Raw genomic sequence first — 24,613 nt, 5'->3', positions numbered from 1 at the left:
TTTTTAGAATGTACATTTACCGTGCACAATTATACGCATGAAATTCACCACAGATTTTCCCATATCTAAACATAATCAGCCCATCGATTACGATAGTTCTGTATTGATGCTGGGCAGTTGCTTTTCCCAAAATATAGGAGACAAGTTTCAGTATTATGGATTTGATACAGTGGTCAATCCGTTTGGGGTCATATTTAATCCGCATAGTTTGTGGGTGTTGATGGAGAAATCGGTGAGTGGCAATTTTACAGAAAATGATGTTTGTGGGAATTTCAGTTATTTGGCCCACTCGCAATTAGATGGAAACGATTCGGCTACGACCTTACTTAATTTAAAAACAGCGGGAATATGGATGAAAAACCAGATCGAACTTTCATCGCATATTATTGTAACCTTAGGTACTGCCTGGATTTATGAACTGAAGGCAACTGGTGAGATTGTAGCCAACTGTCACCAACAACCACAGGCACTTTTTGAAAAAAGATTGCTTTCTATTGAAAAAATACAAGAGGCGCTGGAAAAAATGGAACGGCTCATTAAAAAAGTTAATCCTACAGCACAAATTATCTACACGTTGTCGCCGGTGAGGCATACAAAAGATGGAATGATAGAAAATACCCGCAGTAAAGCACGGCTTTACGAGGCGATCCAGCAGCGTTGTGAAAAGGGTGAAAATTACTATTTTCCCGCCTATGAACTCCTTATGGACGACCTGCGCGACTATAGATTCTATGCCGCAGATATGCTACATCCCAATGCGACCGCTGTTGATTATGTGTGGAACCGCTTTCGCGAAAGCGTACTCCACACAAACACTTTAACAACCATTAAAGCTGTAGAAAAACACCGCAAGCTGCAAGACCATCGACCCAAAAATAACGAGGCGCACAAAGAACAATTGATAAAAAGCAGTATCTTATTACAGCAAAAATTCCCGAATCTAAAACTTCAATGAGAAGAATTAAAAGTTTTATAATAGGAGCAGTTATCATGCTGCTCATAGTAATGATCTACAATTATGTCACTAATAGGAATGACGATAGGGATACCTTGACGGCACAAACCGCTTTGATTGAAAAACAGGTGCGCAAAGTGAGTAAACTGGTAGTGACAGAAGCTACCTATGCCAAGGTCTACACCTATGAAAATACAAAAACTTACGGTTGGGGCGATTTTTACAGCAGTCAAAAACGTGCGTTGATTGTTTCAAATGCCAAAGCTCAAATAGCCTACGATCTGCGCAAGATGCGTTATGAAATCGATGCGGATTCAAAAACGATTCGGATTTTAGAAATTCCAGAGCCAGAGATAAAAATAGATCCTGACCTGAGCTATTACAATCTGGACAATGGTATAACCAACAGATTTGAAGCGAGGGATTTCAATAACATGAAACGCCGCATTACCAAAGATTTACGTGGTAAGATTATAAAAAGTAACATTGTCAAAAACGCAGAAAATCGATTATTAACTGAACTGAGTCAAATCTACATTATCGCAAGCAGTCAGGGATGGACATTGGAATTCGATGGCTCAAAAATACATTCTGAGAAGGAATGGAAAACAATACTAGATTAGGGTTATGACATAAGACGATCTTGTTAATCGCTGCGCTCATAACTTGCTGACGTATGACACAAGACTAAAAAGTAGAGCAGTTCAGTTATCTATAGTCTTATGATCCGTTTATTCCTATGCTGCAAGAGTTTCCGCAGAGAACACAAGTCCTCCCAAGTATATTATAGATTATAAATGTGTACAAAATAATTATTCAATCTTGAATACCCGATAAGTCAAAAGTCAAAAAAAACAAATCCCTCAAAAATTTAATCTTGAGGGATTCATCATCATTAACCAAAACTTAAATCTTTATGTTTACTAAGGAGTGTTACCTCTGCGGCGACTTCCATATTCCTTGATTAACTTCACGCGAAATTCTCGTTCTGCCTTCTTGAGGTTTAGAAATCTTTTAGGTCCTATAACTTTAATAATTTTACGATTGCGGGCTTCAAAATTAGATTCATTTAATTTACCCTCAATATCAAACATGCGATCCACATATCGTTGCGCTTCTTTGTCTGAGACATTATCGAAATTCTTTGCCATGTCGTACATCAAACGCTTTTTCTCACTATGGAGTTTGTCGCGCTCTTCTTTGATATCGTTATAAACAGGCCAGAATTTTTGAGCTTCATCTGCAGTTAGTTCGACCTCTTGGCTCAAAAAAGCAATCAATAGAGTTTCAATCTTTTCCGCCATTGTACGATCGTCTGAACTTGATCTTACTTGGGCTTGAGCATATGTACTTCCCGTAACAAAGACGACTAGTATAAATAATATTTGTTTCATTCTTCCATCATTAGATTCATATCTACCTCGTCTACTAAATAATCCAATAAATCATCGTTATCTATAGCATTACTAAAAGCCACATTCTTCAAGTCATCTGAATCTGAATACAATATATTAATGACATCTTGATCTGATCTAAAATCGGTATCAGCTAGATACAATCCCAACTCATCGTTATTCAAATCCTCCATGGAAAAGCTGTTGCTTTGCCACAAACCATTTATGGTAACTACTGCGATAAAGATAGCTGCAACAGCAAGCATAGGAATCACCCAGGCTGGATAATCACGCTTTAATTGTACAACTGGTTTATCCACCGTTTGATTTAACACATGCTGCTCTAGATTCTTGAAGTAATCTTCAGGTACTTTAAATGGCAACTCTTGATCTGCTGCAGAAAATTCTGCTTTAGGATCACAGGTATTCTCAAAAATGCGTTGTTCTAAATTCTCAAAATAACCCACTGGTGCTGCAAATGGGAGTTTGTGCTGCTCTGATGGCTGCACCTTAAAATCGAACATCCGATCCATGTTAGATTCAAAATACCCATCAGGTATTTCAAATCCCAGGTTCTTATGTGTGTTCTTCTTTTTCATAGTTCTATGACTCCATTTAAGGAAAATGGTTTAATCTCTTTTTAGGTATGCTTCTACTTTTTTGGCCGCAATATGATAACTGGATTTCACGGCTCCTTCACTTAATTCTAGTATTTCTGCGATGTCTTTAAATTTAATCTCATCATAATATCGCATGTTGAAAATTTCTTTCTGTCGGTCTGGCAACTGCGCCAGTGCTTTTTGTAACTCTAGCTGGATGGAATCTCCCGTAAAATAAACGTCTGCTTCCAATTGATCGACCAAGTAATCCTGCATCTCTGCACTGTTAATCTGTAAGATCTTAGATTTACGCTTGAGAAAGGTCATGCTCTCGTTGTACGCAATCCTGAACATCCAGGTACTTAATTTACTATCACCTTTGAATTTAGGCAGCCCCTTGAATATTTTAATAAATACGTTTTGAAGCACATCATCTGTATCTTCATGATTCAAAAGAATCTTACGAATTTGCCAGTACAACTGCTGTTGATGTTCTTTCACCAATAGTCTAAAACCCTTATCAATTGATGTAGGGTCTGCGATTAAGGTTAGGATTTCGCTTTCTTGTACTTGGTTCATTGGGCTGTTATGACTCATGAAAAATACAAAGGTTTAAGAGTGTTGGCAAGGAATTTAGACTTCGCATGACTTTCAAATTGAGAAGAGTAATTATCTTTACTGAAATTTGAAGAGTATGCAACCCATTGAATATAGAAACGAACCTACGTTTCAACCACTTATAGAAGTAACGGACGATACAAGAGCAGCATTTTATCGCAAAACATATGCACATGTCGCACTTGCAACACTCTTATTTGTCATCGTTGAAACGATTTTATTGAGAATCGATCCTTTAGTAGAGTTGATGTTATCGCTCACTCAAGGGTGGAAATGGCTTTTAGTTCTAGGCGCCTTCATGTTTGCCACTAATTATGCAGAAAAACTTGCTCATACTACTCACGACAAGACTAAACAATATCTAGCACTATTTCTTTTTGTAGTAGCAGAGGCGATAATATTTGTTCCCCTTCTATACATGGCAATTTTCTATATGGAAGGAGATTACTTCTCAGTTATCAATCAGGCGGCGATCATGACGCTGGCCTTATTCACTGGGTTGAGTGCTGTGGTTTTAATTACCAAAAAAGATTTTTCCTTCCTTCGCAGTTTCCTCGCTATAGGATTTGTCATTGCAGTGGGAGCTATTGTTGCCGGAATGATCTTCGGTTTTAATCTAGGATTGGTTTTCAGCGCTGGAATGATTCTCCTTGCTGCTGGAACTATTCTTTATCAGACCTCGCAACTGGTTCACAAATACAGTACTGATCAATATGTAGGTGCATCGCTGGGATTATTTGCTTCTCTAATGTTGCTCTTTTGGTATATTTTGAGCATCTTCACGTCACGAGATTAAGCTGATTTCACTCTTCATACCACGCGATAAAGCCTGGCTCGCACCATACGGGTACGCATTCGTAGGACTTATCCTGCTTTTTGCAGTTATGCATCTTTTATTGAGATACCTTCAAAACAAGTATGATTTTCTATGGTATCGACAAATTTTAAGCTGGAGAAAATTATCGCTTTCGCGAAAGCTAACCTTAGAATCAAGCTCTTTTTACAAGAAACTCTCCTCTAGGTATAAAAGGCAATTTGAACATCGTGTTGTTTGTTTTTTAAAAGACAAGCAGTTTCAACATCGCTATGCTAAACCTATTTTAGAAGAACAAAAGGTATTAATCAGTTGCATTGCCGTAATGCTCACCTTCGGACGTCGCAATTATTTAATGGACCAGCTAGAAACCATTTTGATATTTGATGAACCTTTTGAGAGTGCTGCAAATACAGAAAAACATAAAGGAGAATACAATCCCAGAGCTGCGGTACTCGCACTTTCTTGGCCTGACGTTTTGAAAGGTATTAATATTAAAGATGATAATATAAATCTGGCCTTACATGAATTTACGCACGTTCTACATATAGAAAGCGAGCGGGCACATTATATAGATGCCTTGCGATACCATAAGTATCATCAAAAGATTTTGCTTACTCTATTAGATAAAGATTTGCGAATAAATTTAGCGCGCTCTAGATATTTTAGGGAATATGCATTTACAAACCAATATGAGTTCATGGCCGTTCTTACAGAATACTACTTTGAGTCTCCCACAGAGTTAAAACAGCTTTTTCCGAAGTTATACGCACTTATAAGTAAGGCTCTATTAATGAAAGAAAAATGGGTGAATTAAGCTGATTGTAGCTTGGTCATCTTATAAATTGAATTAGGTTTCAATCTCAATTGAATCAATCGATCAATTATTAAATCAACTGAATTTACACATGTAACACTAGGCAAGTCCATCTGATTTTTAAAAGTAGCAATGGCACCTAAAGACTGTACCGCCGCAATTTTATTCATAAAGGAGTTAGATGGCTTCACAATAAATGTCTTTGCTTCAAAATAAACGTTCTCCAATAATTGAATGATTTCCCATGACAATTTAGGTCCATTAAATTCAATTCCTAACAACACATAATTGAGCTGTCTAACCACTACTATTGATTTATTCTCACGCACATTTAAACACATTTCATGGATTAATTCTTCCAGGTTAGCATTGAGAGAATTATAGCCAACTTCAACAGTATCTAAGCTTAAATTATGATTACTAAAATTTGCCTGAGATCGCTGCTGTTCTGCTTTGACTTTAATAAAAGTCAAATAACCGATGATGCCCAAATCACGCGCTTGATCGACAGATATATCAGATTGAGCCATCTGAATTCCTAGAGTCAAAATATCCTTCATTACTACGCTGTTGTGTTGCTAGATTGCATAAAGTCAGAAAATTACGACAAGTGAAGCTTACGGTACATACCCTATATAGGGTATTCGCAAAAGTTTAACTCAATCGAATGTAAGTTTGTTAAGAATTCCCAATCAATTGATATGTAAATCACTAGGTGTAGAGTAGTATTTTTGATAAATGGTGAGCTTAAATCCTTAAAAAGCTACCTATCGTAACATTGAACCAACTGATTACAATTTCGATTTATCTCCTCAATCGTGGAGTCCATAATGAAGACATACAATCTAAATAAAGACTGCACTAAAATGGTCCTTAAGATTGATATTTAAATTAGCTCTTCTTTATTGATGATGATGAGACATATTTAATAATTTAATTGTGACTCAAAGCATCGAGTGGTGTGCAATATTTACCAATAAAAATCTATATGGATATGACTAAAGCATCTGAGAATGCTTTCAATAATTCTCCACTGATTCTCTCATAATTGTGATGATGCTGATCTGTATTGCGTAACAACACTATACCGTAAGAGCAATCTTAAATAAAAACAAATGAGGGACTTTCTCTAATAGAATCACTAGATCAAACCTATTTCTAAAATACCCTATAAGCATTTTAAATTAATGAGGATGTTCAAAATTGTTATTGAGTTGCTGCCTTTGGGTCAAATGAATATCGTTAAATCATCACCTAGGGAAAAAGTACGATTTTGATTTATCTACAAGTAAGCTTTGGATAAAGCTTATGGAATCATAATAGCTACTAAGTACCCTATTCCATTATCAGACGCAAGGGTACACTAACTTCAAGAATGATAATTTCTAAAGGAGCCGATATCGTACTCAAAAAAAAGACATAAAAAGACCGCGCTACTAGCGTAACGCGGTCTTGTCGTTTTAACTAACCAACTTATTTCTTATTCAAGAAATCGTTTACCATCTCAGGAGTCATAATAGCACTTACAAAAGTATAAGCACCAGTTTTAGGGGACTTTACCATCTTAATGGCTTTAGTTAATCTTTTTGACCCAGATTGAAGGGTTGCAATGGATTTCTTTGCCATGTCTTAATTATTTAATTTCTTTATGAACAGTCATTTTCTTCAAGATCGGATTGAATTTCTTAACTTCAAGTCGGTCTGGAGTATTCTTTTTATTCTTCGTTGTAATATAACGAGAAGTACCTGGCTCGCCAGTAGCTTTATGCTCTGTACATTCCAGGATCACCTGTATTCTATTGCCTTTTTTTGCCATCTTAGTGCTCTTCTATAGGAATTACTTGGAAATCAGACCGTTTGCACGGGCTTCTTTAACCATCAAGGTAATTCCTTTCTTGTTGATGTTCTTTATCGCTTTAGCAGACACACGTAGCGTGATCCACTTATCTTCTATCGGAAGGTAAAAACGTTTTTTGAACAAGTTTACGTTAAATCTACGCTTGGTCTTGTTCATTGCGTGGGAAACATTGTTCCCAGACATAGCCTTTTTACCAGTAAGTTCACAAACTCGTGACATGATTATCTGTGTTTAAAATCGGAATGCAAAATAACGAATATAAATTGGAACACACAAACCTAATTTGCGAGTAATTTCAATATTTCTTTCTGAAGCAGTTCGAATGATTTATTTACCGTCTTTTGAATGACTCGTTCTCGATGGTTCCCCATCATAAATTTAATAGCAAAAGTATCGTTTGCCGTGGCGATTCCTATGTAAACAGTTCCTACCTCTACCTCACTGTCACCCTTACTAGGTCCTGCGTTTCCTGTAGTTGAAACCGCAATATCAGAGTGAAATTTATGCCGTGCACCTGTGGCCATCGCCATCGCAACTTGCTCGCTTACCACACTATATTTATCAATTATATCTGGATTTACATCTAACAAATCAATTTTTGATCTTGTAGCGTAAGTTACAGAGGCGCCCATAAAAAACTGGGATGCACCAGAAAATTCCGTTAATTGCTGTGCTATTTGTCCTCCCGTACAGCTTTCTGCAACGGCAAGTGTCAATCCTGACTTTTTAAATAGTGCTGATACTTGTTGCGCCATCGACTCATCATTGCTTTCACCTATAATGATATCGTTTATAAGCTCTTTTAAGACTAAAACTCTTTGTTCAACTTTTAAAGTGACCTCTTCTCGATCTGGCCCAATGCTTGAAAGCCGCAAACGCACCGATCCCAAACTAGGCAAGTAAGCTAGTTTAATATCTGCTGGTAAATCATCTTCCCACTGCTCAATTCGCGCGGCTATAGTGCTTTCTCCTTGACCTGCAGTCAAAATAGTCCTGTGGTATATAAAAGGCAGTCCATCAGTCTTAGAAAGCAGCGGTAGTACCTCATCTGTCATCAATGACCTCATCTCAAAAGGAACTCCGGGCATTGAAATGAAAATGGTGTCGTTTTTCTCCATCCACATTCCTGGAGCAGTGCCGTGGGCATTTTTCAGAACTCTAGCCTTAGAAGGAACCATGGATTGCAATTCGTTTGCAGGAACTATGGCGTCTTTTACGTAACTGGAAAATATTTCCCTGATGTGCTCTAAAACCTCTTGATTCTGGACTAAGGAATCCTCAAAATACTCACAGATAGTAGATTTAGTAATATCGTCTTTTGTAGGGCCTAATCCTCCGGTTATCAGCACTACATCTGACTGCTGTTCCGCTTTCGCGAAAGCGGAAAGTATATGATCTCTATCATCTCCTATAGAAATAATCTCGTAAACGGACACGCCTATCTTATTAAGTTCCTGACCCATCCATGCCGAGTTTGTATCGACAATTTGACCTATCAAGATCTCGTCACCTATCGTAATGATGGTAGCTTTCATATCTTAAAAATCAGCTTTTAGTTGCTCGACGGCATTTTGCAAATTCTCTTGAACACGCATAAAATGCTCCTTTATATCCATTTGATCATCAGATTTACCCCATGCTTCTAAAACCAAAACATCATATAGGCATGACAATCCAAACATGTCTACCGTAGGCTTAATCTTGTGTGAATATTCAAAAACCATTGCGCGATCATCACCCACAATTGCTGTGGCTAATTGCTCAAGATCCATTGGAATTTCTTCTATAAAAGTGTCTACCATTGCTTTGATAAAATCCGGGTCATCTTCAGACAGCTCTTTTATTTTAATAAGGTCGTATAATTTGCTCATTTCACTCGTATTGAAAATAATTCTTCTCCAGCTAGGACACCTTTCAACTCGTCATTTTCTACCACCTTAGAAACTCCTGCTGGCGTTCCCGTAAAGATAAGATCTCCTATCTTAAGAGTAAAGTATTTGCTTACGTAGGATATCAGTTCATCGATTTTCCATATCATAAGTCGGGTATTACCATCTTGTTGCAGCTTACCATTCTTAAATAGCTGGAAATCAATATTATTAAAATCACCTAGTTTATCTTTCTTAATAAAAGTTCTAGAAACGACACTGGCTCCATCAAAGGCTTTGGATTTTTCCCAAGGGAGTCCTTTTTCTTTTAATTCACGTTGTACATCACGGGCTGTAAAGTCAATACCTAAACCTATCTCGTCATAATATTTATGAGCAAACTTCTCGTCAATATGTTTTCCCAACCGGTTGATTTTAATAATGACTTCCACTTCATGATGGACATCGTTAGAAAAATCTGGGATAAAAAATGGATTTTTATCTAATAATATAGAGGTATCGGGTTTGAGAAACACGATGGGTTCATCAGGACGGTCACTGTTTAATTCTTTAATATGCTCAACGTAGTTGCGCCCTATACAAATGATTTTCATTTAATTACGACTGTAGTTGGGTGACTCCTTAGTAATGGTAACATCATGAGGATGACTTTCTTGAACACCAGCCGCTGTAATTTTAACGAATTGACCTTTATCCTTCAAGCTTTCAATATCGCTAGCACCACAATATCCCATCCCGGCGCGCAATCCACCTATGAATTGAGTCATACTTTCTCCCAAATCACCTTTAAATGGAACACGTCCAACGATCCCTTCAGGAACTAATTTTTTAATATCGTCTTCAACATCCTGAAAATATCGGTCTTTAGATCCAGTCTGCATCGCTTCTACAGATCCCATCCCTCGATAAGACTTGTATTTACGACCTTCATAAATGATGGTTTCGCCGGGAGATTCTGCTGTTCCAGCGAGCATAGAACCTAACATAACACAGTCTGCTCCTGCCGCTAGTGCTTTGGGAATATCTCCCGTATATCGTATACCACCATCTGCAATAACGGGAACTCCTGTTCCTTTTAAAGCGTGAGCCGCTTCCATAACAGCACTCAATTGTGGGAAACCTACTCCAGCAACTACTCGAGTAGTACAAATAGAACCTGGACCTATACCCACTTTAACAGCATCTGCTCCAGCATCTGCTAGATATTTTGCTGCGGCGGCGGTAGCCACGTTTCCAACGACAACATCAAGATCTGGAAAGTGTTTTTTAACTTCTTTTAGTACATCAACAACCCCTTTAGTGTGGCCATGTGCAGTGTCGATTACTACCGCATCCACACCAGCATTAACCAGCGCCCTTGCACGATCTACTGCATCACCAGTCACTCCTATAGCAGCGGCAACCCGCAAACGACCATATTGGTCTTTATTTGCATTAGGCTGCAAGGTTAGTTTTGTTATATCTCTGAACGTTATTAAACCCACTAGCTTATCGTCATCGCTAACGACTAGTAATTTTTCAATCTTATGTTTTTGAAGAATTATTTCAGCTTGTTGAAGCGAGGTTCCAGCTTTGGCAGTGACTAGATTTTCTGAAGTCATGACTTCTGTCACAGATCTGCTGTCTTTCTTTTCAAAGCGCAGATCGCGATTTGTTACAATACCTTTAATATAACCTTCTTGATCAACAATAGGAATCCCTCCTATCCCATGTTCTCGCATGCTAGCTTTAGCATCACCTATGGTAGCTTCCTCTGTAAGTGTCACAGGATCGATAATCATACCGCTCTCTGCGCGTTTTACACGGCGCACCTTTTGAGCTTGTGCCTCTATTGACATATTCTTATGAAGAATACCTATACCACCTTCTTGGGCCATAGCAATAGCCATGCGGCTTTCTGTAACCGTATCCATTGCTGCGGAAACAATGGGAACATTGAGCGTTATGTTGCGTGAAAATTTACTTTTTATACTTACTTCTCTAGGAAGAACCTCGCTGTAACCAGGAACGAGAAGTACATCGTCGTAAGTGAGGCCTTCGCCTACAAACTTAGCTTCGTGTGAGATCATTGCAATTGAATTTAATTGCATGCAAAGGTACGGGATTTAAGGTTCAAAGCTAAAATCCTGAGCTTTTGAAATAGCTGCCATTTTCTATGAGGGTTTTATTTTGTTTTTAAAAATTCGAATTTGACGACAGGCTGGTTTCTATTGTACCGCGCTCAATATATTGGTATCGCTTGACACGCGAACTTTTTTACAAGCCTAACTGGTAATTGAATTTTGATCTGGGACAAGCTTATTTTGAGCCGCGCGAGAATGTTGCTGGTATATTCAGTAGGTAAAAACAGAAGTAATTAATCTTAAGATATCAAGAATGTAATGTTTATTATATATAAAAATCACATGTCCTAATTTAGGAGAGTTCTCACAGGAAAGGCAAAATGTCATTTATCATTGAATAGCAGCCTACTTAATTCATGGATCTCTTGAATCCCGATATGTCCAATAAAATAATGCTAATTAGCACGTAAAAATCGTTCGTTGATTGTCGATCAGCAGGTTGTCAAACAGTTGTCAAACAGTTGTCAAAAGAATTTGCGAAAATAAAGCGAGGTATCAAATACCCTAATCTGACAATTTATAGAACAGACTTTTGCGTTTCAAAGAATTCCCTCCACATTATTACCTTTGTAATATGTCTGAAACAGGAATAAGAATCAATAAATTTTTAAGTGAGCAGGGGTATTGCTCGCGTCGTGCTGCCGATAAGTTAATTGAGCAGGAACGGGTAACAATTAATGGCAGCGTTCCTGAAATGGGAACTAAAGTGTTACCAGATGATATTGTCGCTGTGGACGGTCAAACTATTTCTGCTAAAAAAGAGAAACCTGTTTACATCGCTTTTAACAAGCCTGTAGGAATAGTGTGTACCACAGATGGTCGTGTTGAGCGGGATAACATCATTGATTTTATCAATTATCCCACGCGTATATTTCCTATTGGTAGGTTAGACAAACCTAGTGAGGGATTAATTCTACTGACGAATGATGGCGACATTGTCAATAAGATTTTACGTTCTAGAAATAATCATGGAAAGGAATACATTGTTACCGTAGATCACAGTATCAACGATAAATTCCTGAAAAGGATGGCTAGCGGTGTGCCGATTCTTGATACGGTTACTAAAAATTGCGAAGTCGAGCAGATAGGTCGCAAGACATTCCGCATTGTGCTTACTCAGGGTTTGAATAGGCAAATACGTCGCATGTGTGAATTTCTGGATTACAGGGTTACTAAGCTAAAACGAGTTCGCATTATGAACATTAAACTTGACATTCCTGTAGGAGAATATAGAAATATAACAGAAGCCGAGTTGACAGAGATTAGAAAAATGACAGCAGATAGTGACAAAGCTTATATTCCAAACGAGGAGGATGAGATGGACTAATTTTATATATTTCAAAATCTCAATAAGGTAACGAGATAAATTCTAGGTTACCTCAACGATGAAAAAGTTGCGATCCAAAGTCTCATGAAACTACCGTTATCTCATCCAAAGGAAGCAATATCGAGTAACTATCTAAAATCTTATAAATTCTCTGGAGAAATCACTAGGCTTCTAAATAAATCGGCTTTTGAGGTGTAGAGTTTTGACATTATTTCTAATTGTTTCAATTGAGTTTCAATGAACTTGACTTCGCGGGAGTTAATTAAAAAAAGAGAACTGTCACCCAGATCAAACTTGCGATTTTCTGCATTTAGTAAAGTTTGAGATCCAGAGGCTAGTTGTGTTATAATCCCCATCTGTCTTTCATAGCTTTCTAACTGTGCGAAAATAGCATTGATCTTGTTGCGCAGAACCAGAGACTCTGCCTGCAAGCTGTATCTCGCATCCTCAATTTTCACCTTTGCGAGACGTACATCACCGCGTTCTTTCCTGGTAAAAATAGGATACGCAAATGTCAATCCAGCTTTATAATTATCCTGCGTGATAGTATTTGTCTGATCCCATTCTGAGGTGATAAAATTATACTCTGCCGTTATCTTGGGCAGTAATTTGTTTACCTTCAACTGTCGGTCTACCTCTAGCTGATCCAGCTTAAAATTGAGGGCTAATATTTTAGGATGGTTTTCTATTGAAAATTCATCAAGGTCAGACCCTAGAATTCCTAGAACAACATCGATAGAACCCATCAACTCATCTTGAGGGACCACCGTTTCCTGAAGTTCTACGGGAACCCCATCTAGCCATAAATAGTTGGATAAGGTCAACCGGCTTTTTACCTCGTCTATTCGTGATTGTTCAAGGCTCAACAATCTGGTTTGTGTGGCTATGCTTGCTTCCACCGTATCTATCGCAGCTTTATCACCTTCTCTCGCACTTATTTTAATACCACGCTCCCGTATTAATGCCGTTTCTAAAATATCTTCAAAAACCTGAACTTCACGCGTTTTTTGCCACCATTCAAAATAGGCAAGTGAAGCCTTGTATAATATTTCATTTGCTTGTAAATCACGCTCTGCCGTATTTTGTTTTTCAAATAATTTAGCCTTACGCAAGGTTGCCATGCGATCATTTATCCACAAGCCCTGGCCCAAATTTACTTTTACTCCAGCACTAAATAAACCATCATCAGGGACGGTCAATGACGGGTCTAAAAAACTGCCTTCATTGCGTTCTGCCCCAGCTTTAAACTCTACACCATACCATGTGGGTATTTTAAAGACGCCCGATAATTCATCATAATATTCAGTTCCCTTAAAATCCTTACGGCGGTAATCTACTTCTATTTTAGGGTCAAATCCACCTCGCGCTTTAAGTAAATTAGACTGAGCCTCATCCAGCAATAACTCTGCTTGCTTAGCTATTGGGTGGTGTCGTTTGACGTATCCTAAAAATTCTTGAAATCCTAAAATAGTAGTGTCTTGTAATTGCAGCAGCGCAGCTTGTGGTTTATTTTGCTTTCGCGAAAGCGTGCTCGCCTTCATCTGCACTGACATACATAATAGAAGTATTACTAAAGGAAAATACGTACTACTTCTTTTTTTCATCTGAATTCTTTTTAGGCTGGTAATAATCTGGTGGAAAACCATTTAATTGCCGCCATAATTCATACCACACAGGAACATCATCCAGTAATGCAATGGTGTATGCACCGGATCCTGGACGCAAAGCATCAGGCCATACATAATCCTCCTCGTCATCTGGAGCGAGCAAAACACGAAATTTCCCATTGGAGCTGATAAAGGTTTCCACAGCAACAATACGGGCTCCATAGGTTCCATAACTCGCATTAGGCCATCCAGAAAACACAATTGCCGGCCACCCGTCAAATTGTACTCTCACCTTTTCACCCACATAAAGAAGTGGTAAATCAAGAGGGTCCACATAAGTTTGCACCGCCAGGTCATAATTTGAAGGCATAATATTGACCAGCGCCTCACCTTCTTTAAAGGTTTCCCCTATACCCGATTTTATAGCCTGATTGATAAACCCATCCTGTGGCGCAGTCACAAATAGCATCCCGCTGCGTATCTTATAATTACTTCTATCACTTTCAAGTTTACTTACCTGAGCTTCAACATCCAGTTGTGCAGATTCTGCGCTGTAGCGGTCGCTTTGTGTTTTGGCAATTTTCTCTGCATATTCTTGTCCTATGCGGCTTATCTCTATCTGTGCATTCAAGATCTCGTTCCGGCTTTGAAGTAATTTCTGTTCTTGCGATATAAGCTTAGCTTGGGTTTCTTGAAGCTTTAATCTTTTCTCTTCAGCATCTGTCACAGACTTCAAACCTTCTTTTAACAACGTTTCTGTACGCCTCACTTGTGTTTCAGCGATTTTAAGGTTGGTTTTTGCCGCTTCCAGATCTATACTATCGCTAATTACTTTTAACTCTGCTTGAATAATTTTGTTTGAAGCCTGACTTAGCTTCAATTGACGTTCTGACGATAATGCTCCTGTCTGTTGCGATAAGGCTTGGATTTTTTGACCATAAACATTCACAGAATTACTTTTTGCGTCAATTTGATTACCGGTTCGTTCTACTAACAAAGGATCAAAATATTCACTCTTTACCTCGCTTATCTGCAGGATGGTATCGCCTTTTCTAACACGATCTCCTTCCCTGACAAACCATTTTTCCAAACGTCCAGGAATGGGAGACTGTATGGTTTGAGGACGTTGACCTGGCGTTAATGTGGTTACAGCGCCGCTACCTGTAACAGATTGTGTCCACGGCAAAAACAATACTACGACAAGCACTACTGCAAATCCTATTAAAAATCTATTAAAATATTGAAAATGAGTGCGGTTGAGTATTTTTTTACCAGACTTATAGTTTTTAAGATCTGGTCTGTTTTCCATTTCAACCTTTGATATATTCAGCATGATTAAATGGGTTTATCAATAATAATTTGACCACGATCCAGCGTGATTAAACGGTCGCAACATTTGATCCATCCGGGATGTTGACTTACCACGACTAGTGACCAGCCGTTTGCAGGATCTGTTAGAAATTTCATGATGCGCTCGCTTTCTGATGGTTCAAACTGATCCAGTGGATTTTTTAAAATCAACATTTTTGGTTTCCGTATGATGCTGCGAGCCAATACTATTTTTTTACCTACGGTATAACTTATTTGCTGACCCTCAGGAAAAATTGGGGTTTCCAAGCCCTGTGGCAACTGTTTCAAAAACTCTAACAAACCTACTTGCTCCATCGCCCAATAGATTTGTTCATCTGGTATGAATTTATCAGCAAAAGTGATGTTGTTTCTAAGCGTTCCTTCAAAAGGAGTTTCCTCTGTCATAGACTGTCCAAGGTTTGATCGATAGTAATTTAAGTTTACACCTCTCAAATCTGTGTTGTTCAAGTAGACGTTTCCATCAGTGGGCTCGCTAATACCTGCCATCAACCTTAATAAAGTTGATTTTCCACTACCATTAGTTCCATTTAATAATATCCTACAGTTTTCTGTAATCGTAAATGAGATATCCTTTAAAATAGCATTTGTTCTATTAGGAACCTTATAACTCACATTTTCTAATTGAACCTTGAAATTCTCGTCCACCTTAAATGGTTTTGCTCCACTTGAGGACTCTAATTCTTTATCGACGACTTCTCCTAGTTTCTCAAGTGAGGTCAACATATCATAAAAACTATCCAGTCCTGAAATAATTTTCTCTACCGCTCCTATAATTATCAGAATAATCAATTCTGCCGCCACAAACTGTCCAAGATTCATTTGTTGATTCAACACTAAAAATCCTCCTATGACTAATAGTCCAGCAGTAACCAGTACCTTGAAACCTATCATCTGGATGGACTGTAATATCACCACTTTAAAGTGCTTTTCCCGATGCTCTAAATATTCTGCAGTCAATTCATCATTACGATCTACCGCATGGGTTGTACTTCCAGAAAGTTTAAAGCTAATAACAGACCTTGCCACTTCCTGCAGCCAGTGTGCTACTTTGTATTTGCTTTTTGATTCTTTAATACTGGTTTTCAGCCCCTTTTCAGCAGTATATTTAAAAAGTACAAAACCCAAAAGCAGCAATAAAAAGCCGTAAGCGATAAAAAACGGATGATAAAAGGAGAGCAACAACAAACCAAAAATAATTTGCAACAAGGCGGTAGGAAAATCTACCAATAATTTAGAAAGACTTTTTTGAATAGTTAGGGTATCAAAAAACCGGTTAGCAAGTTCTGGTGGATAGTAATTGCTAAACTCTTTCATTTTTATTTTAGGAAATCGATAAGCAAACTCAAAGGAAGAACGGGTGAATATTTTTTGCTGGATATTTTCTGTGATTCTGATTTGCATAAGTTGCAGAACACCTCCAAATGCAACTCCTAAGGTTACCAAAACCACTAAAAGAATCCAAGACGAAGAAATTTGAGCACCTTGAATTAAGTTTATAATGGCTTGAATCCCCAGTGGTAAAGAGAGACCTACTAAACCTGCAAAAATGGCGTAGAAAAAGATCTGGTGTACATCTCTTTTATCCATTTCCAGCATGCTCGTAAACCGTTGCCATGCCGTCAACATATTCTTATGATTTTTATCCATATCAGGTAGTCGCTTTATGAATAAGATCTAAAAAGTAATCTGTAGGCGTTACATTTTCATTACAGTCTGTCAAAGCAGTAAAGTGTCTTTCTAGAAAATGCTGGTGTAGAGAACCTTCTATAATGGTGCTGCTCAGGGATGTTGCAAAGGCATAATCAGGATTTACGGCAACAATCATAGCTCGCAATCTCAACACCAGTCTTTTATAAATAGAGAAATATCCCTCTTTATTTTCTTCGTCAACTCCTTTAGTCATAAATGATTTAGAGTTTTCTTCTATCACAATTTTACTAAGCGTGACTTCATCAATATGTTTAAAATTCACATCCTGCACTATTTCCCTAGTAAGAATCTTTACGGCTGTATTCAGTTTAGTTATAGGATCTGATATAGGTATTATTTTTATTACCAATTGATATTCCATCCAACCCCAGTACCAAGATGTTAGATACAAAAGCAAACGGTGTTTGCTCTCAAAATACCTGTAGATAGAACTCTCATTAGAACCGATTTCCTTACCTAATTTTTTAAAAGTAAATTGTTCAAACCCCATATCATGAATCATGTGTATACTAGATTCTATAATACGCTTTCCTAGATCTGTAGATTCTGGATCTTTTACATAGATCTTTTCATTGATTTCAACTTTAAGATTCTTGAGTAAGGTTTGCATCTAAAAAATATTTGAGACAAATATAATAGCATTACTATTAACACGTGATAGTAATTGTATTATTTAATACTTTAGTAACCTACAACCCTCTCAATTTTAAACTAAATTTGAAGTATGAACGATACTTTTGAACGCCTCCAAGAAGCAGAACATAAAGCAGCAGAATTATTTCTGGAAATGGAACGCCGACAAATCATTGCTCCAGGAGTTTCAGAAAAACAAATAAACACCGCTGTATTTGAGCTGGCTGAAGAGCTTTTTAATATCAAAAAGTATTGGCACAAGAGAATAGTTCGAGCTGGTGTAAACACATTGCAGCCTTATGATGAAAACCCACCTAATCTTATAGTACAAGAAGATGATATCGTATTCTTAGACTTCGGTCCTATTTTAGAAGAATATGAAGCAGATTATGGTAGAACTTACGTTTTAGGAAACGATCGTACAAAACATAGACTTGCAGATGACAGTGAGCGATTGTGGTTTATGGCTCAGGAATATTTACTGAAAGACCCATCTCTCACTGGCAATGAGCTTTACTCCTATTGCATGCAAATTGCTCAGGATGCTGGGTGGGAATTTGGTGGTCCCATTGCTGGTCATTTAATCGGCCATTTTCCACATGAACAACTTGAAGGCGAGGATAAAACCAACTACATACATCCGGAAAACAAAATTGCCATGAATTCATTGGATTCAGAAGGAAAAGCGCGTCACTGGATTATAGAGATTCATCTGGTCGATCGAGAGAAAAAAATAGGATCCTTTTTTGAACAGGTGGCGATCTAAAAAATCTCATAACTAAAAAGCCCGCTTCACAAAAGTGAAGCGGGCTTTTTAGTTTTTTTTTCCGGAACTACTTACTGAATTTCTGCTGTCAAACCAGCTTCTAGCAACATAGAACATCTAGGTTCTAGATCATCATAATCGCCCGTTTTTACATTACACTTTCCTTTGTAATGAACGATCATGCTGCATTGCTCTGCTTGAATGGGAGTGTGATCGCAAACTTCTACCAGCATATCAATCACGTGATCAAATGTATTGACCTCATCGTTAAATAAAACGATTCTGTTTTCTCTTTTTTCAGCAACTTCCACGTCCAGTTCTGGAAGCTCTTCAATCTGTGTGCTCATCTTCATCATAGTACAAAATTAAGGAATCAGGCCTGTTTGTAAAATCTGTTTAACGCAACTTTACTTTTTGCGCAGTATGGGTGCAACCCAGTCGTCTTTCTTTTTATGGCTCAGATAATCTAAACCTACTGCGATGCAGGCATTTTTAATAGCATCCAGGTCTGATTCATAAAAACCACTCAACAATAAATGACCTCCAGAAGAAAGGCATTTTGCATAAGCAGGAATGTCAAGTAATAAAATATTGCGATTGATATTTGCAATTATTGTATCATAATAGCGATCCTTTAATTGCTCTGCTCCTCCTAGAATCACAGTTACTTTATCGGCATTATTGCGTTCGACATTTTCAAGTGCATTTTCATAACACCAGGTGTCAATATCGATAGCATCCACCGCGCTAGCACCACGCATTTGAGCAAGAATCGCGAGAACTCCAGTGCCACTTCCCATATCCAGAACCTTCTGATCTTTAACATCTATATCTAGCAAATGTTCCAGTATCATGTGCGTCGTTTGATGATGACCGGTACCAAAACTCATTTTAGGTTCAATCACAATATCAAATTCAACCTCGTGACTTTTATGAAAGGGTGCACGCACCTCGCAACGATCTTGTACCATGATGGAATCAAAGTTACTTTCCCACTCATGATTCCAGTTGGTTGCTGGGATGTCCGCTTTCGCGAAAGCGATCTTTACCAGATCATTCTGCAACAATTCTAAATCAACCAATAGATCATCAGCATCTAGATCTTTCTGAATATAAGCCAGCAAACCGGTTTCTGTATCCATAAAACTCTCAAATCCAAAGCTGCCTAATTCTGCAGCGAGAACGTCATTCCATGGCTCTGTAGGATTCACGGTAAAAGTGTATTCTACGTATAATTGATCTGTAACTTTTGACATTTAAAAAGCTTTTGCTATATCAATAAATGAGGTTGCATCGAGGGAAGCGCCACCTATCAGACCGCCATCCACATCAGGTTTTGCAAAAATTTCTGTAGCATTTGAAGACTTCACACTACCACCGTACAAAATGCTCACATTTTGGGCAGTTTTATCACCGTATTTATCGGCAACAAACTTGCGGATGTGCTCGTGCATTTCCTGTGCTTGTTCGGGACTAGCAGTTTCTCCAGTTCCTATCGCCCAGACTGGCTCATAAGCTAGAACAATCTGTTTCCATTCTTTTGCAGTCAGGTCGAACAATCCTTTTTCAATCTGCGCGGTAACAGTTTCAAAATGGTTGCCCGTTTTACGCTGCTCTAAATGCTCACCTATGCAAAATATTACTCTCATACCATTCTCGATGGCAGCCTTCGCTTTTTCAGCAAGTTCTTGATCGCTTTCTAGGAAGGTATTTCTACGTTCTGAATGTCCTATAATCACCGTCTGGATCCCCACACTTTGCAACATATCAATAGAAACCTCGCCTGTAAAAGCACCATTTTCATGCTGGCTCACATTCTGAGCGATAACTTCTATAGGAGTTTCCAGTGATGCATTAAATGCAGCATACAAAAATGGATGAGATGGTGCAACCATCAATTCGCAATTGAGGGTATCTGGTAACTCTGTTATTATTTTTGCGATTAGATCCTGCGTCATGGGCAGATCACAATTCATTTTCCAATTTCCCGCAACAATATTCTTTCTCATTAGTTTAATTTTTTAACGACCGCAGCTGGCAGTATAGACGCAAGTTCGCTTCTTAGTTGTGCTTCAATAACTACAAATTTCCAGTTGGCAGACCCGTTGGTTTTTACAGCTACGGCTTGTTTAAGACTGCTCACTTTAAAAACCTCTGTGGATTTATCAAAACTTACATTTGATTCTGGCATGCTCTCGTTGAGCATCTGTACTATGAACTTAGTCGTAGAATTACGGGATTGCTCATCGTCAGTAGCATCAAAAAGGTTTAAATATTTAATGTCAAATTTCTGTGTAAAGTTAAACGGTACGTAATCTGTATTGCCAACATTCATTGCAGTACCAAATCCCGATATCACGATCCCGTTAATTTTAATTTCAGTTTCAGAGCTATCCAGCGTATTTTTCATTTCTTGCACCAGTTGTTGCTTACTCACAACATCAAATATCGCATCTGGCATATAAGAAGTTGCTTGAGTAAACTGCTTGCTTTTTAAAGCATTTGAATACTTCTGAAAATCTGTCTTAATTTGTTCATTCTCTCCCTGAGCAACTCCTGTGCTGCTCACGATTAGAGTGATAAAAAAAATAATTTGTTTCATGGTTTGTTGTTCTTAGGGAACGATAGGGTTCTTGTGGTTTGAAGCTGCAAAGATATTGATATTATTACAGGTGGGATTTCTAGTACGAAATCTATGCCAGTTCAAAAAATCCAGTTTAAGTCAATCTAATTTTACGCGAGGATCAAGCCAGACGTAAACAAAATCAACTAGAATATTAATCGCAATGAATAAGGAAGCAATCACAAGAACGGCGCCAGTTATCATAGGCAGGTCTAGCGTATTGAGTGCTTCTACTATTTCTTTTCCCAGACCGTTCCAGTTAAATATATACTCTACAAAAACCGCACCTGCAAGCATGCTTGCAAACCAGCCGCTTACTGCAGTAATCACTGGATTAAGCGCATTTTTGAAGGCATGCCTTACAATTACTTGGTATTTAGTTAAGCCTTTAGAATAAGCCGTCACTATATATTGCTGACTCATAACTTCCAACAAGCTATTGCGCATCAATTGACTAATAACAGCTAGCGGACGTATTCCTAAAACAACTGCTGGTAAAATCAAATTGCGCCACTGCAATTGAACATTCTCGCCATAATCATCCAGTTCATACAAACTGCCGCTCATTCTCAAGCCTGTGTATTCATGCCAGAGATAACCAAACAAAAACGCAAAGATGATAGCGCTAAAAAAACTAGGAACACTCATTCCCATGGTGCTCACCAACTGGATCGCATTATCAATCCAGTTATTCTTATTCAATGCTGATATGACTCCCAAAACGAGGCCTATCGCTAATGCTATCGTTATAGCGCAAACGGCAAGTAAAATAGTGTTGGGTAATGTTTCTCCTATTACAGCACTCACCTTCTTACCAGATTTTTGAAAAGACTCCCGTAAATATGGCCACTTTAACATCAGTGTATTCTGACTAATAGTAAGAAGATCAACACCAGTATAGTTACCATCGTCAAATGTAAAATCATTTGGAACTTCACTATGAAAGGAAAGTGGACTTAGATCATTTAAAAATAAGAGATATTGTGTGCCGATGGGCTGATCAAAACCGTACTTTCCACGCAGCGCGGCAAGTTGTTCTTCACTTTCATTTTGCCCCATCATCATTTGAGCAGGATCGCCTGGAAGCAGATAAAATAATAAGAAAACGACGGTAACGACACCATAAAGAGTCAATATCGCGTAACCCAATTTCCTAAGCAAATAGCTAATCATAAACTCAGCTCCTCAAAATCATTCCAATGAGATTTACCAGTAATTACTCCGTTTTTTAGGAGCATCACTCCGGGATTTGAGCGTACAATGGTCTTAAGCGCTGTACCATCCATGCTATAAAATTCAAGACCTAATTTATAACTTTCATTAGCATCTTTTGTCGCTTCTGGAGATGAGGAACTCAGCGCTATAACTTTATAGCCAGCGGCTTTGGACCGGTTGATAAACTTTGTCAATTTGAGCATACCGCCATGCTCAGCATTTCTCAAATTGTACATAATGAGCACGGCAATTTTAGGTTCTGCAAGAACTTCTTGTGTGATGTCACCTTCATTTGAGGAAATGGCAAAATCATTAATAGGCGGCTCATACCCTTTTTCAATAAGTCGGGTTTCAACTTTTGTATAATTAGGTTTTCCTGTTGGCGGCAATCCATCAGTAGTTATTATTTCCTCATTTCCATCCTCGCCATAGTACCAGTCGTATCCGTAAATATCTGGTCGGTTAGGATCAGGCTGCATAGACTCATTAATGTTAGTTCCCACCTGGTAAGCTCTAAAATCAAGAACCGGTAAATGCATTAATACATAATAACCCAGTCCAAAACATCCTATAGTCATCAACATTATGATAATAGTGGATGTGAATTTTGCAAATAGTGGTCGTATCAATTGTACATTCATAAATAGAATGACAATCATTAATAGCAGAATTACATCCTTAATAAAGCTCTGCCAAGGCGTTAACGGTATGGCATCTCCAAAACAACCACAGTCGGTCACCTTATTAAAATAAGCGGAGTAGAACGTTAGGAACGTAAAAAACAATATCATTAAAAGCAGCGACCATATTGTGAATTTGCGTTGAAAGCCCAGAAGTAACATAACACCCAAAACTACTTCTAGAATCACTAAAAATATCGCTAGTGGCAAGGCTAGTGGCTGCAAGAATTCTAGACCTAAAACCGCAGCACTAAAATACTCGTCCAGTTTATAAGAAAAACCCAGTGGATCATTCAGCTTTATCAATCCACTAAAAATAAACAACACGCCGACAAATACCCGGCAAAAATTAACTAGAACTTTCATAGAATAAATCTTGCGCTAAAGATAACGCGCTCTGCGCAACTAAACCAGAAAGCTGGAAATAGCTCTCAAAAGAAAATCCCCAATTGCAAATAAGCAATTGGGGATTTAATTATAACTTTTCAATGTTACATTTTAAAAGTACACATTGTGGCTTTAAGGCCTCTATTTCACATCAACCAGCTCAACGTCAAATACTAGGGTCGCATCTGGTGGAATGACTCCTCCAGCACCTGCGCTACCGTATGCGATATGTGGTGGAATAACAAATCTCGCCTTGTCTCCTATGTTCAACATGGCAACGCCTTCATCCCATCCAGCAATTACCTGTCCTGCACCTAGTTTGAAGTCGATAGGCTTTTTGCGGTCATAACTAGAGTCAAAAACTTTACCATTGGGTAGCATTCCTTTATAGTGGACACTTACCATCTTACCTTTTTCAGCTTTGGCTCCAGTACCTTTATTAATGATCTTATACCTCAGACCGCTATCCGTTTTATCAAAACCAGCTGCAATTTCTTCCATTTCCTGGTCGGCTTGCTTTCTGGCTTGTTCCTCACGCTTTTGTCCTGCTCCCTCAAACTGACGGAAAGATTCTACAGCATTGAATTTCTCAGCTTCTGCACCTTCACGAATGATTTCCACTTTCTCAAGTTCATCACCTTGGGCAATTGCATCCACCACATCTTGACCTTCTATAACTTTCCCAAAAACCGTGTGCTTATCATCTAGCCACGCCGTTTCCACATGTGTTATAAAAAATTGTGAACCATTTGTTCCAGGTCCAGCATTTGCCATACTCAAAACACCCGGTCCATCGTGACGTAATTCTGGATGGAATTCATCATCAAATTGATAACCAGGACCACCAGCACCGGTTCCTTGTGGATCACCACCTTGAACCATAAAATCCGGAATTACCCGGTGGAATTTCATCCCATCGTAGTAGCGAGTTCCTTGAGCTTTGGCCTTATTTTCTAGATTCCCTTCAGCTAGTGCAACAAAATTGCCAACCGTTCCAGGTGTTCTTTTGTAGTGCAGTTGCACAAGAACATCGCCTTTTGAAGTAACAAACTTTGCATAAATTCCGTCTTGCATAATTTTCAATTTTAAAAAAGCAAAGTTAATCGATTAGCCCTGCGTGACACAATTCAAAATCATACAGAAAGCATAAGTTTTTGTTTAATGCTGCTTTGGTTAGCATTCCTGCTTTTCTATTCTTTAATAAAATGAAGATTATCACTCCTTATA

General features: G+C 38.3%; 28 protein-coding genes. 6 read left to right on the top strand and 22 right to left on the bottom strand.

The annotated features are described in order from the left end of the window. Positions 1 to 37 precede the first annotated feature (37 nt). Complete coding sequence (locus IQ282_RS07905) at positions 38 to 955, top strand: GSCFA domain-containing protein (RefSeq protein ID WP_194851303.1); 918 nt, start codon at positions 38 to 40, stop codon at positions 953 to 955. Then, the gene (locus IQ282_RS07900; RefSeq protein ID WP_194851302.1) at positions 952 to 1,578 is read left to right on the top strand and encodes a DUF4230 domain-containing protein; all 627 of its coding nucleotides are present in this window, start codon (positions 952 to 954) and stop codon (positions 1,576 to 1,578) included. Before IQ282_RS07905 ends, IQ282_RS07900 begins: the two co-directional genes overlap by 4 nt. 300 nt (positions 1,579 to 1,878) lie before the next feature. Here IQ282_RS07900 and IQ282_RS07895 read toward each other — a convergent pair whose 3' ends face one another. Genes IQ282_RS07895 through IQ282_RS07885 form a run of 3 tightly spaced genes read right to left on the bottom strand, consistent with a single transcriptional unit; the run spans position 1,879 to position 3,527 of the window. Beyond that, positions 1,879 to 2,349, bottom strand: a complete 471-nt coding sequence (locus tag IQ282_RS07895) for a hypothetical protein (protein WP_194851301.1) — start codon at positions 2,347 to 2,349, stop codon at positions 1,879 to 1,881. Then, positions 2,346 to 2,948 (bottom strand): hypothetical protein, encoded by a 603-nt coding sequence (locus IQ282_RS07890; RefSeq protein ID WP_194851300.1) that lies wholly within the window; start codon positions 2,946 to 2,948, stop codon positions 2,346 to 2,348. Before IQ282_RS07890 ends, IQ282_RS07895 begins: the two co-directional genes overlap by 4 nt. Before the next feature lie 30 nt (positions 2,949 to 2,978). Further along, positions 2,979 to 3,527 carry an RNA polymerase sigma factor gene (locus IQ282_RS07885; RefSeq protein ID WP_194851299.1) on the bottom strand — a complete coding sequence of 183 codons (549 nt, stop codon included), beginning with the start codon at positions 3,525 to 3,527 and terminating at the stop codon, positions 2,979 to 2,981. A 115-nt stretch (positions 3,528 to 3,642) separates the two neighbouring features. Here IQ282_RS07885 and IQ282_RS07880 point away from each other — a divergent pair, with 115 nt between their 5' ends. Beyond that, positions 3,643 to 4,362 (top strand): Bax inhibitor-1/YccA family protein, encoded by a 720-nt coding sequence (locus tag IQ282_RS07880; protein WP_194851298.1) that lies wholly within the window; start codon positions 3,643 to 3,645, stop codon positions 4,360 to 4,362. 88 nt (positions 4,363 to 4,450) lie between these two features. Continuing rightward, entirely contained in the window at positions 4,451 to 5,197 is a 747-nt protein-coding gene (locus IQ282_RS07875) for a zinc-dependent peptidase (RefSeq protein WP_194851297.1), read from the top strand. Here the strand turns inward: IQ282_RS07875 and IQ282_RS07870 are convergent. The 8 genes from IQ282_RS07870 to guaB all read right to left on the bottom strand — a co-directional run bounded on the left by IQ282_RS07870 (position 5,194) and on the right by guaB (position 11,013). Beyond that, positions 5,194 to 5,757, bottom strand: a complete 564-nt coding sequence (locus IQ282_RS07870; RefSeq protein ID WP_194851296.1) for a hypothetical protein — start codon at positions 5,755 to 5,757, stop codon at positions 5,194 to 5,196. The two genes, IQ282_RS07875 and IQ282_RS07870, sit on opposite strands and share 4 nt — an antisense overlap. 913 nt (positions 5,758 to 6,670) lie before the next feature. Next, a complete protein-coding gene (locus IQ282_RS07865; protein ID WP_194851295.1) occupies positions 6,671 to 6,823 on the bottom strand; it encodes a DUF4295 domain-containing protein in 153 nt (50 codons plus the stop codon). A gap of 7 nt (positions 6,824 to 6,830) precedes the next feature. Continuing rightward, positions 6,831 to 7,013 (bottom strand): 50S ribosomal protein L33, encoded by a 183-nt coding sequence (rpmG, locus tag IQ282_RS07860; protein WP_194851294.1) that lies wholly within the window; start codon positions 7,011 to 7,013, stop codon positions 6,831 to 6,833. Between the two features lie 21 nt (positions 7,014 to 7,034). Further along, positions 7,035 to 7,274, bottom strand: a complete 240-nt coding sequence (gene rpmB, locus IQ282_RS07855; protein ID WP_194851293.1) for a 50S ribosomal protein L28 — start codon at positions 7,272 to 7,274, stop codon at positions 7,035 to 7,037. Positions 7,275 to 7,333: 59 nt separating this feature from the next. Next, entirely contained in the window at positions 7,334 to 8,590 is a 1,257-nt protein-coding gene (locus IQ282_RS07850) for a competence/damage-inducible protein A (protein WP_194851292.1), read from the bottom strand. Positions 8,591 to 8,593: 3 nt separating this feature from the next. After that, on the bottom strand, positions 8,594 to 8,926 hold the full coding sequence (locus IQ282_RS07845; RefSeq protein ID WP_194851291.1) for an Hpt domain-containing protein: 333 nt from the start codon (positions 8,924 to 8,926) through the stop codon (positions 8,594 to 8,596). Then, positions 8,923 to 9,537: a fumarylacetoacetate hydrolase family protein gene (locus IQ282_RS07840; protein WP_194851290.1), complete on the bottom strand. Its 615-nt coding sequence runs from the start codon at positions 9,535 to 9,537 to the stop codon at positions 8,923 to 8,925. Before IQ282_RS07840 ends, IQ282_RS07845 begins: the two co-directional genes overlap by 4 nt. Further along, positions 9,538 to 11,013, bottom strand: coding sequence for an IMP dehydrogenase (guaB, locus tag IQ282_RS07835; protein ID WP_194851289.1), 1,476 nt, complete (start codon positions 11,011 to 11,013; stop codon positions 9,538 to 9,540). 628 nt (positions 11,014 to 11,641) lie between these two features. On the opposite strand from guaB, the gene rluF reads away from it, so the two are divergent. Beyond that, positions 11,642 to 12,394: a 23S rRNA pseudouridine(2604) synthase RluF gene (gene rluF, locus IQ282_RS07830; protein ID WP_194851288.1), complete on the top strand. Its 753-nt coding sequence runs from the start codon at positions 11,642 to 11,644 to the stop codon at positions 12,392 to 12,394. A gap of 140 nt (positions 12,395 to 12,534) precedes the next feature. Here the strand turns inward: rluF and IQ282_RS07825 are convergent, their stop codons facing one another. The 4 genes from IQ282_RS07825 to IQ282_RS07810 are packed head-to-tail and all read right to left on the bottom strand — an operon-like array spanning position 12,535 to position 17,692. Then, on the bottom strand, positions 12,535 to 13,998 hold the full coding sequence (locus IQ282_RS07825; protein ID WP_194851287.1) for a TolC family protein: 1,464 nt from the start codon (positions 13,996 to 13,998) through the stop codon (positions 12,535 to 12,537). Beyond that, on the bottom strand, positions 13,982 to 15,334 hold the full coding sequence (locus tag IQ282_RS07820) for an HlyD family secretion protein (RefSeq protein ID WP_194851286.1): 1,353 nt from the start codon (positions 15,332 to 15,334) through the stop codon (positions 13,982 to 13,984). Before IQ282_RS07820 ends, IQ282_RS07825 begins: the two co-directional genes overlap by 17 nt. Before the next feature lie 2 nt (positions 15,335 to 15,336). Continuing rightward, a complete protein-coding gene (locus IQ282_RS07815; protein WP_194851285.1) occupies positions 15,337 to 17,019 on the bottom strand; it encodes a peptidase domain-containing ABC transporter in 1,683 nt (560 codons plus the stop codon). A 1-nt stretch (position 17,020) separates the two neighbouring features. Beyond that, positions 17,021 to 17,692 carry a TetR/AcrR family transcriptional regulator gene (locus IQ282_RS07810; RefSeq protein ID WP_194851284.1) on the bottom strand — a complete coding sequence of 224 codons (672 nt, stop codon included), beginning with the start codon at positions 17,690 to 17,692 and terminating at the stop codon, positions 17,021 to 17,023. Between the two features lie 114 nt (positions 17,693 to 17,806). On the opposite strand from IQ282_RS07810, the gene IQ282_RS07805 reads away from it, so the two are divergent. After that, positions 17,807 to 18,481, top strand: coding sequence for a M24 family metallopeptidase (locus IQ282_RS07805; RefSeq protein WP_194851283.1), 675 nt, complete (start codon positions 17,807 to 17,809; stop codon positions 18,479 to 18,481). 71 nt (positions 18,482 to 18,552) lie between these two features. Here the strand turns inward: IQ282_RS07805 and IQ282_RS07800 are convergent, their stop codons facing one another. The 7 genes from IQ282_RS07800 to IQ282_RS07770 all read right to left on the bottom strand — a co-directional run bounded on the left by IQ282_RS07800 (position 18,553) and on the right by IQ282_RS07770 (position 24,460). Continuing rightward, complete coding sequence (locus IQ282_RS07800; protein WP_194851345.1) at positions 18,553 to 18,828, bottom strand: ATP-dependent Clp protease adaptor ClpS; 276 nt, start codon at positions 18,826 to 18,828, stop codon at positions 18,553 to 18,555. 60 nt (positions 18,829 to 18,888) lie between these two features. Beyond that, positions 18,889 to 19,737 (bottom strand): 50S ribosomal protein L11 methyltransferase, encoded by an 849-nt coding sequence (gene prmA / locus IQ282_RS07795; protein ID WP_194851282.1) that lies wholly within the window; start codon positions 19,735 to 19,737, stop codon positions 18,889 to 18,891. Continuing rightward, entirely contained in the window at positions 19,738 to 20,490 is a 753-nt protein-coding gene (tpiA, locus tag IQ282_RS07790) for a triose-phosphate isomerase (protein WP_194851281.1), read from the bottom strand. It lies immediately after the preceding gene. Continuing rightward, the gene (locus IQ282_RS07785) at positions 20,490 to 21,083 is read right to left on the bottom strand and encodes a hypothetical protein (protein WP_194851280.1); all 594 of its coding nucleotides are present in this window, start codon (positions 21,081 to 21,083) and stop codon (positions 20,490 to 20,492) included. The genes tpiA and IQ282_RS07785 overlap by 1 nt, the downstream gene beginning before the upstream one ends. Positions 21,084 to 21,203: 120 nt before the next feature. Beyond that, positions 21,204 to 22,277 carry an ABC transporter permease gene (locus tag IQ282_RS07780; RefSeq protein ID WP_194851279.1) on the bottom strand — a complete coding sequence of 358 codons (1,074 nt, stop codon included), beginning with the start codon at positions 22,275 to 22,277 and terminating at the stop codon, positions 21,204 to 21,206. Beyond that, positions 22,274 to 23,365 (bottom strand): BT_3928 family protein, encoded by a 1,092-nt coding sequence (locus IQ282_RS07775; RefSeq protein WP_194851278.1) that lies wholly within the window; start codon positions 23,363 to 23,365, stop codon positions 22,274 to 22,276. Before IQ282_RS07775 ends, IQ282_RS07780 begins: the two co-directional genes overlap by 4 nt. A gap of 162 nt (positions 23,366 to 23,527) precedes the next feature. Beyond that, positions 23,528 to 24,460 (bottom strand): peptidylprolyl isomerase, encoded by a 933-nt coding sequence (locus tag IQ282_RS07770; protein ID WP_194851277.1) that lies wholly within the window; start codon positions 24,458 to 24,460, stop codon positions 23,528 to 23,530. Between the last annotated feature and the right edge of the window lie 153 nt (positions 24,461 to 24,613).

It is taken from the genome of Nonlabens antarcticus, assembly GCF_015356755.1.
GTDB lineage: Bacteria > Bacteroidota > Bacteroidia > Flavobacteriales > Flavobacteriaceae > Nonlabens > Nonlabens antarcticus.
The sequence above is the reverse complement of the archived record's forward strand: the minus strand, read 5'-3'. Positions and strand labels throughout refer to the sequence as shown.

Coding starts and splice junctions, on each gene's coding strand:
- IQ282_RS07905 (WP_194851303.1), top strand. CDS start 38: ATGAAATTCACCACAGATTTTCCCATATCTAAACATAATCAGCCCATC.
- IQ282_RS07900 (WP_194851302.1), top strand. CDS start 952: ATGAGAAGAATTAAAAGTTTTATAATAGGAGCAGTTATCATGCTGCTC.
- IQ282_RS07895 (WP_194851301.1), bottom strand. CDS start 2,349: ATGAAACAAATATTATTTATACTAGTCGTCTTTGTTACGGGAAGTACA.
- IQ282_RS07890 (WP_194851300.1), bottom strand. CDS start 2,948: ATGAAAAAGAAGAACACACATAAGAACCTGGGATTTGAAATACCTGAT.
- IQ282_RS07885 (WP_194851299.1), bottom strand. CDS start 3,527: ATGAACCAAGTACAAGAAAGCGAAATCCTAACCTTAATCGCAGACCCT.
- IQ282_RS07880 (WP_194851298.1), top strand. CDS start 3,643: ATGCAACCCATTGAATATAGAAACGAACCTACGTTTCAACCACTTATA.
- IQ282_RS07875 (WP_194851297.1), top strand. CDS start 4,451: ATGCATCTTTTATTGAGATACCTTCAAAACAAGTATGATTTTCTATGG.
- IQ282_RS07870 (WP_194851296.1), bottom strand. CDS start 5,757: ATGAAGGATATTTTGACTCTAGGAATTCAGATGGCTCAATCTGATATA.
- IQ282_RS07865 (WP_194851295.1), bottom strand. CDS start 6,823: ATGGCAAAGAAATCCATTGCAACCCTTCAATCTGGGTCAAAAAGATTA.
- rpmG (WP_194851294.1), bottom strand. CDS start 7,013: ATGGCAAAAAAAGGCAATAGAATACAGGTGATCCTGGAATGTACAGAG.
- rpmB (WP_194851293.1), bottom strand. CDS start 7,274: ATGTCACGAGTTTGTGAACTTACTGGTAAAAAGGCTATGTCTGGGAAC.
- IQ282_RS07850 (WP_194851292.1), bottom strand. CDS start 8,590: ATGAAAGCTACCATCATTACGATAGGTGACGAGATCTTGATAGGTCAA.
- IQ282_RS07845 (WP_194851291.1), bottom strand. CDS start 8,926: ATGAGCAAATTATACGACCTTATTAAAATAAAAGAGCTGTCTGAAGAT.
- IQ282_RS07840 (WP_194851290.1), bottom strand. CDS start 9,537: ATGAAAATCATTTGTATAGGGCGCAACTACGTTGAGCATATTAAAGAA.
- guaB (WP_194851289.1), bottom strand. CDS start 11,013: ATGATCTCACACGAAGCTAAGTTTGTAGGCGAAGGCCTCACTTACGAC.
- rluF (WP_194851288.1), top strand. CDS start 11,642: ATGTCTGAAACAGGAATAAGAATCAATAAATTTTTAAGTGAGCAGGGG.
- IQ282_RS07825 (WP_194851287.1), bottom strand. CDS start 13,998: ATGAAAAAAAGAAGTAGTACGTATTTTCCTTTAGTAATACTTCTATTA.
- IQ282_RS07820 (WP_194851286.1), bottom strand. CDS start 15,334: ATGCTGAATATATCAAAGGTTGAAATGGAAAACAGACCAGATCTTAAA.
- IQ282_RS07815 (WP_194851285.1), bottom strand. CDS start 17,019: ATGGATAAAAATCATAAGAATATGTTGACGGCATGGCAACGGTTTACG.
- IQ282_RS07810 (WP_194851284.1), bottom strand. CDS start 17,692: ATGCAAACCTTACTCAAGAATCTTAAAGTTGAAATCAATGAAAAGATC.
- IQ282_RS07805 (WP_194851283.1), top strand. CDS start 17,807: ATGAACGATACTTTTGAACGCCTCCAAGAAGCAGAACATAAAGCAGCA.
- IQ282_RS07800 (WP_194851345.1), bottom strand. CDS start 18,828: ATGAGCACACAGATTGAAGAGCTTCCAGAACTGGACGTGGAAGTTGCT.
- prmA (WP_194851282.1), bottom strand. CDS start 19,737: ATGTCAAAAGTTACAGATCAATTATACGTAGAATACACTTTTACCGTG.
- tpiA (WP_194851281.1), bottom strand. CDS start 20,490: ATGAGAAAGAATATTGTTGCGGGAAATTGGAAAATGAATTGTGATCTG.
- IQ282_RS07785 (WP_194851280.1), bottom strand. CDS start 21,083: ATGAAACAAATTATTTTTTTTATCACTCTAATCGTGAGCAGCACAGGA.
- IQ282_RS07780 (WP_194851279.1), bottom strand. CDS start 22,277: ATGATTAGCTATTTGCTTAGGAAATTGGGTTACGCGATATTGACTCTT.
- IQ282_RS07775 (WP_194851278.1), bottom strand. CDS start 23,365: ATGAAAGTTCTAGTTAATTTTTGCCGGGTATTTGTCGGCGTGTTGTTT.
- IQ282_RS07770 (WP_194851277.1), bottom strand. CDS start 24,460: ATGCAAGACGGAATTTATGCAAAGTTTGTTACTTCAAAAGGCGATGTT.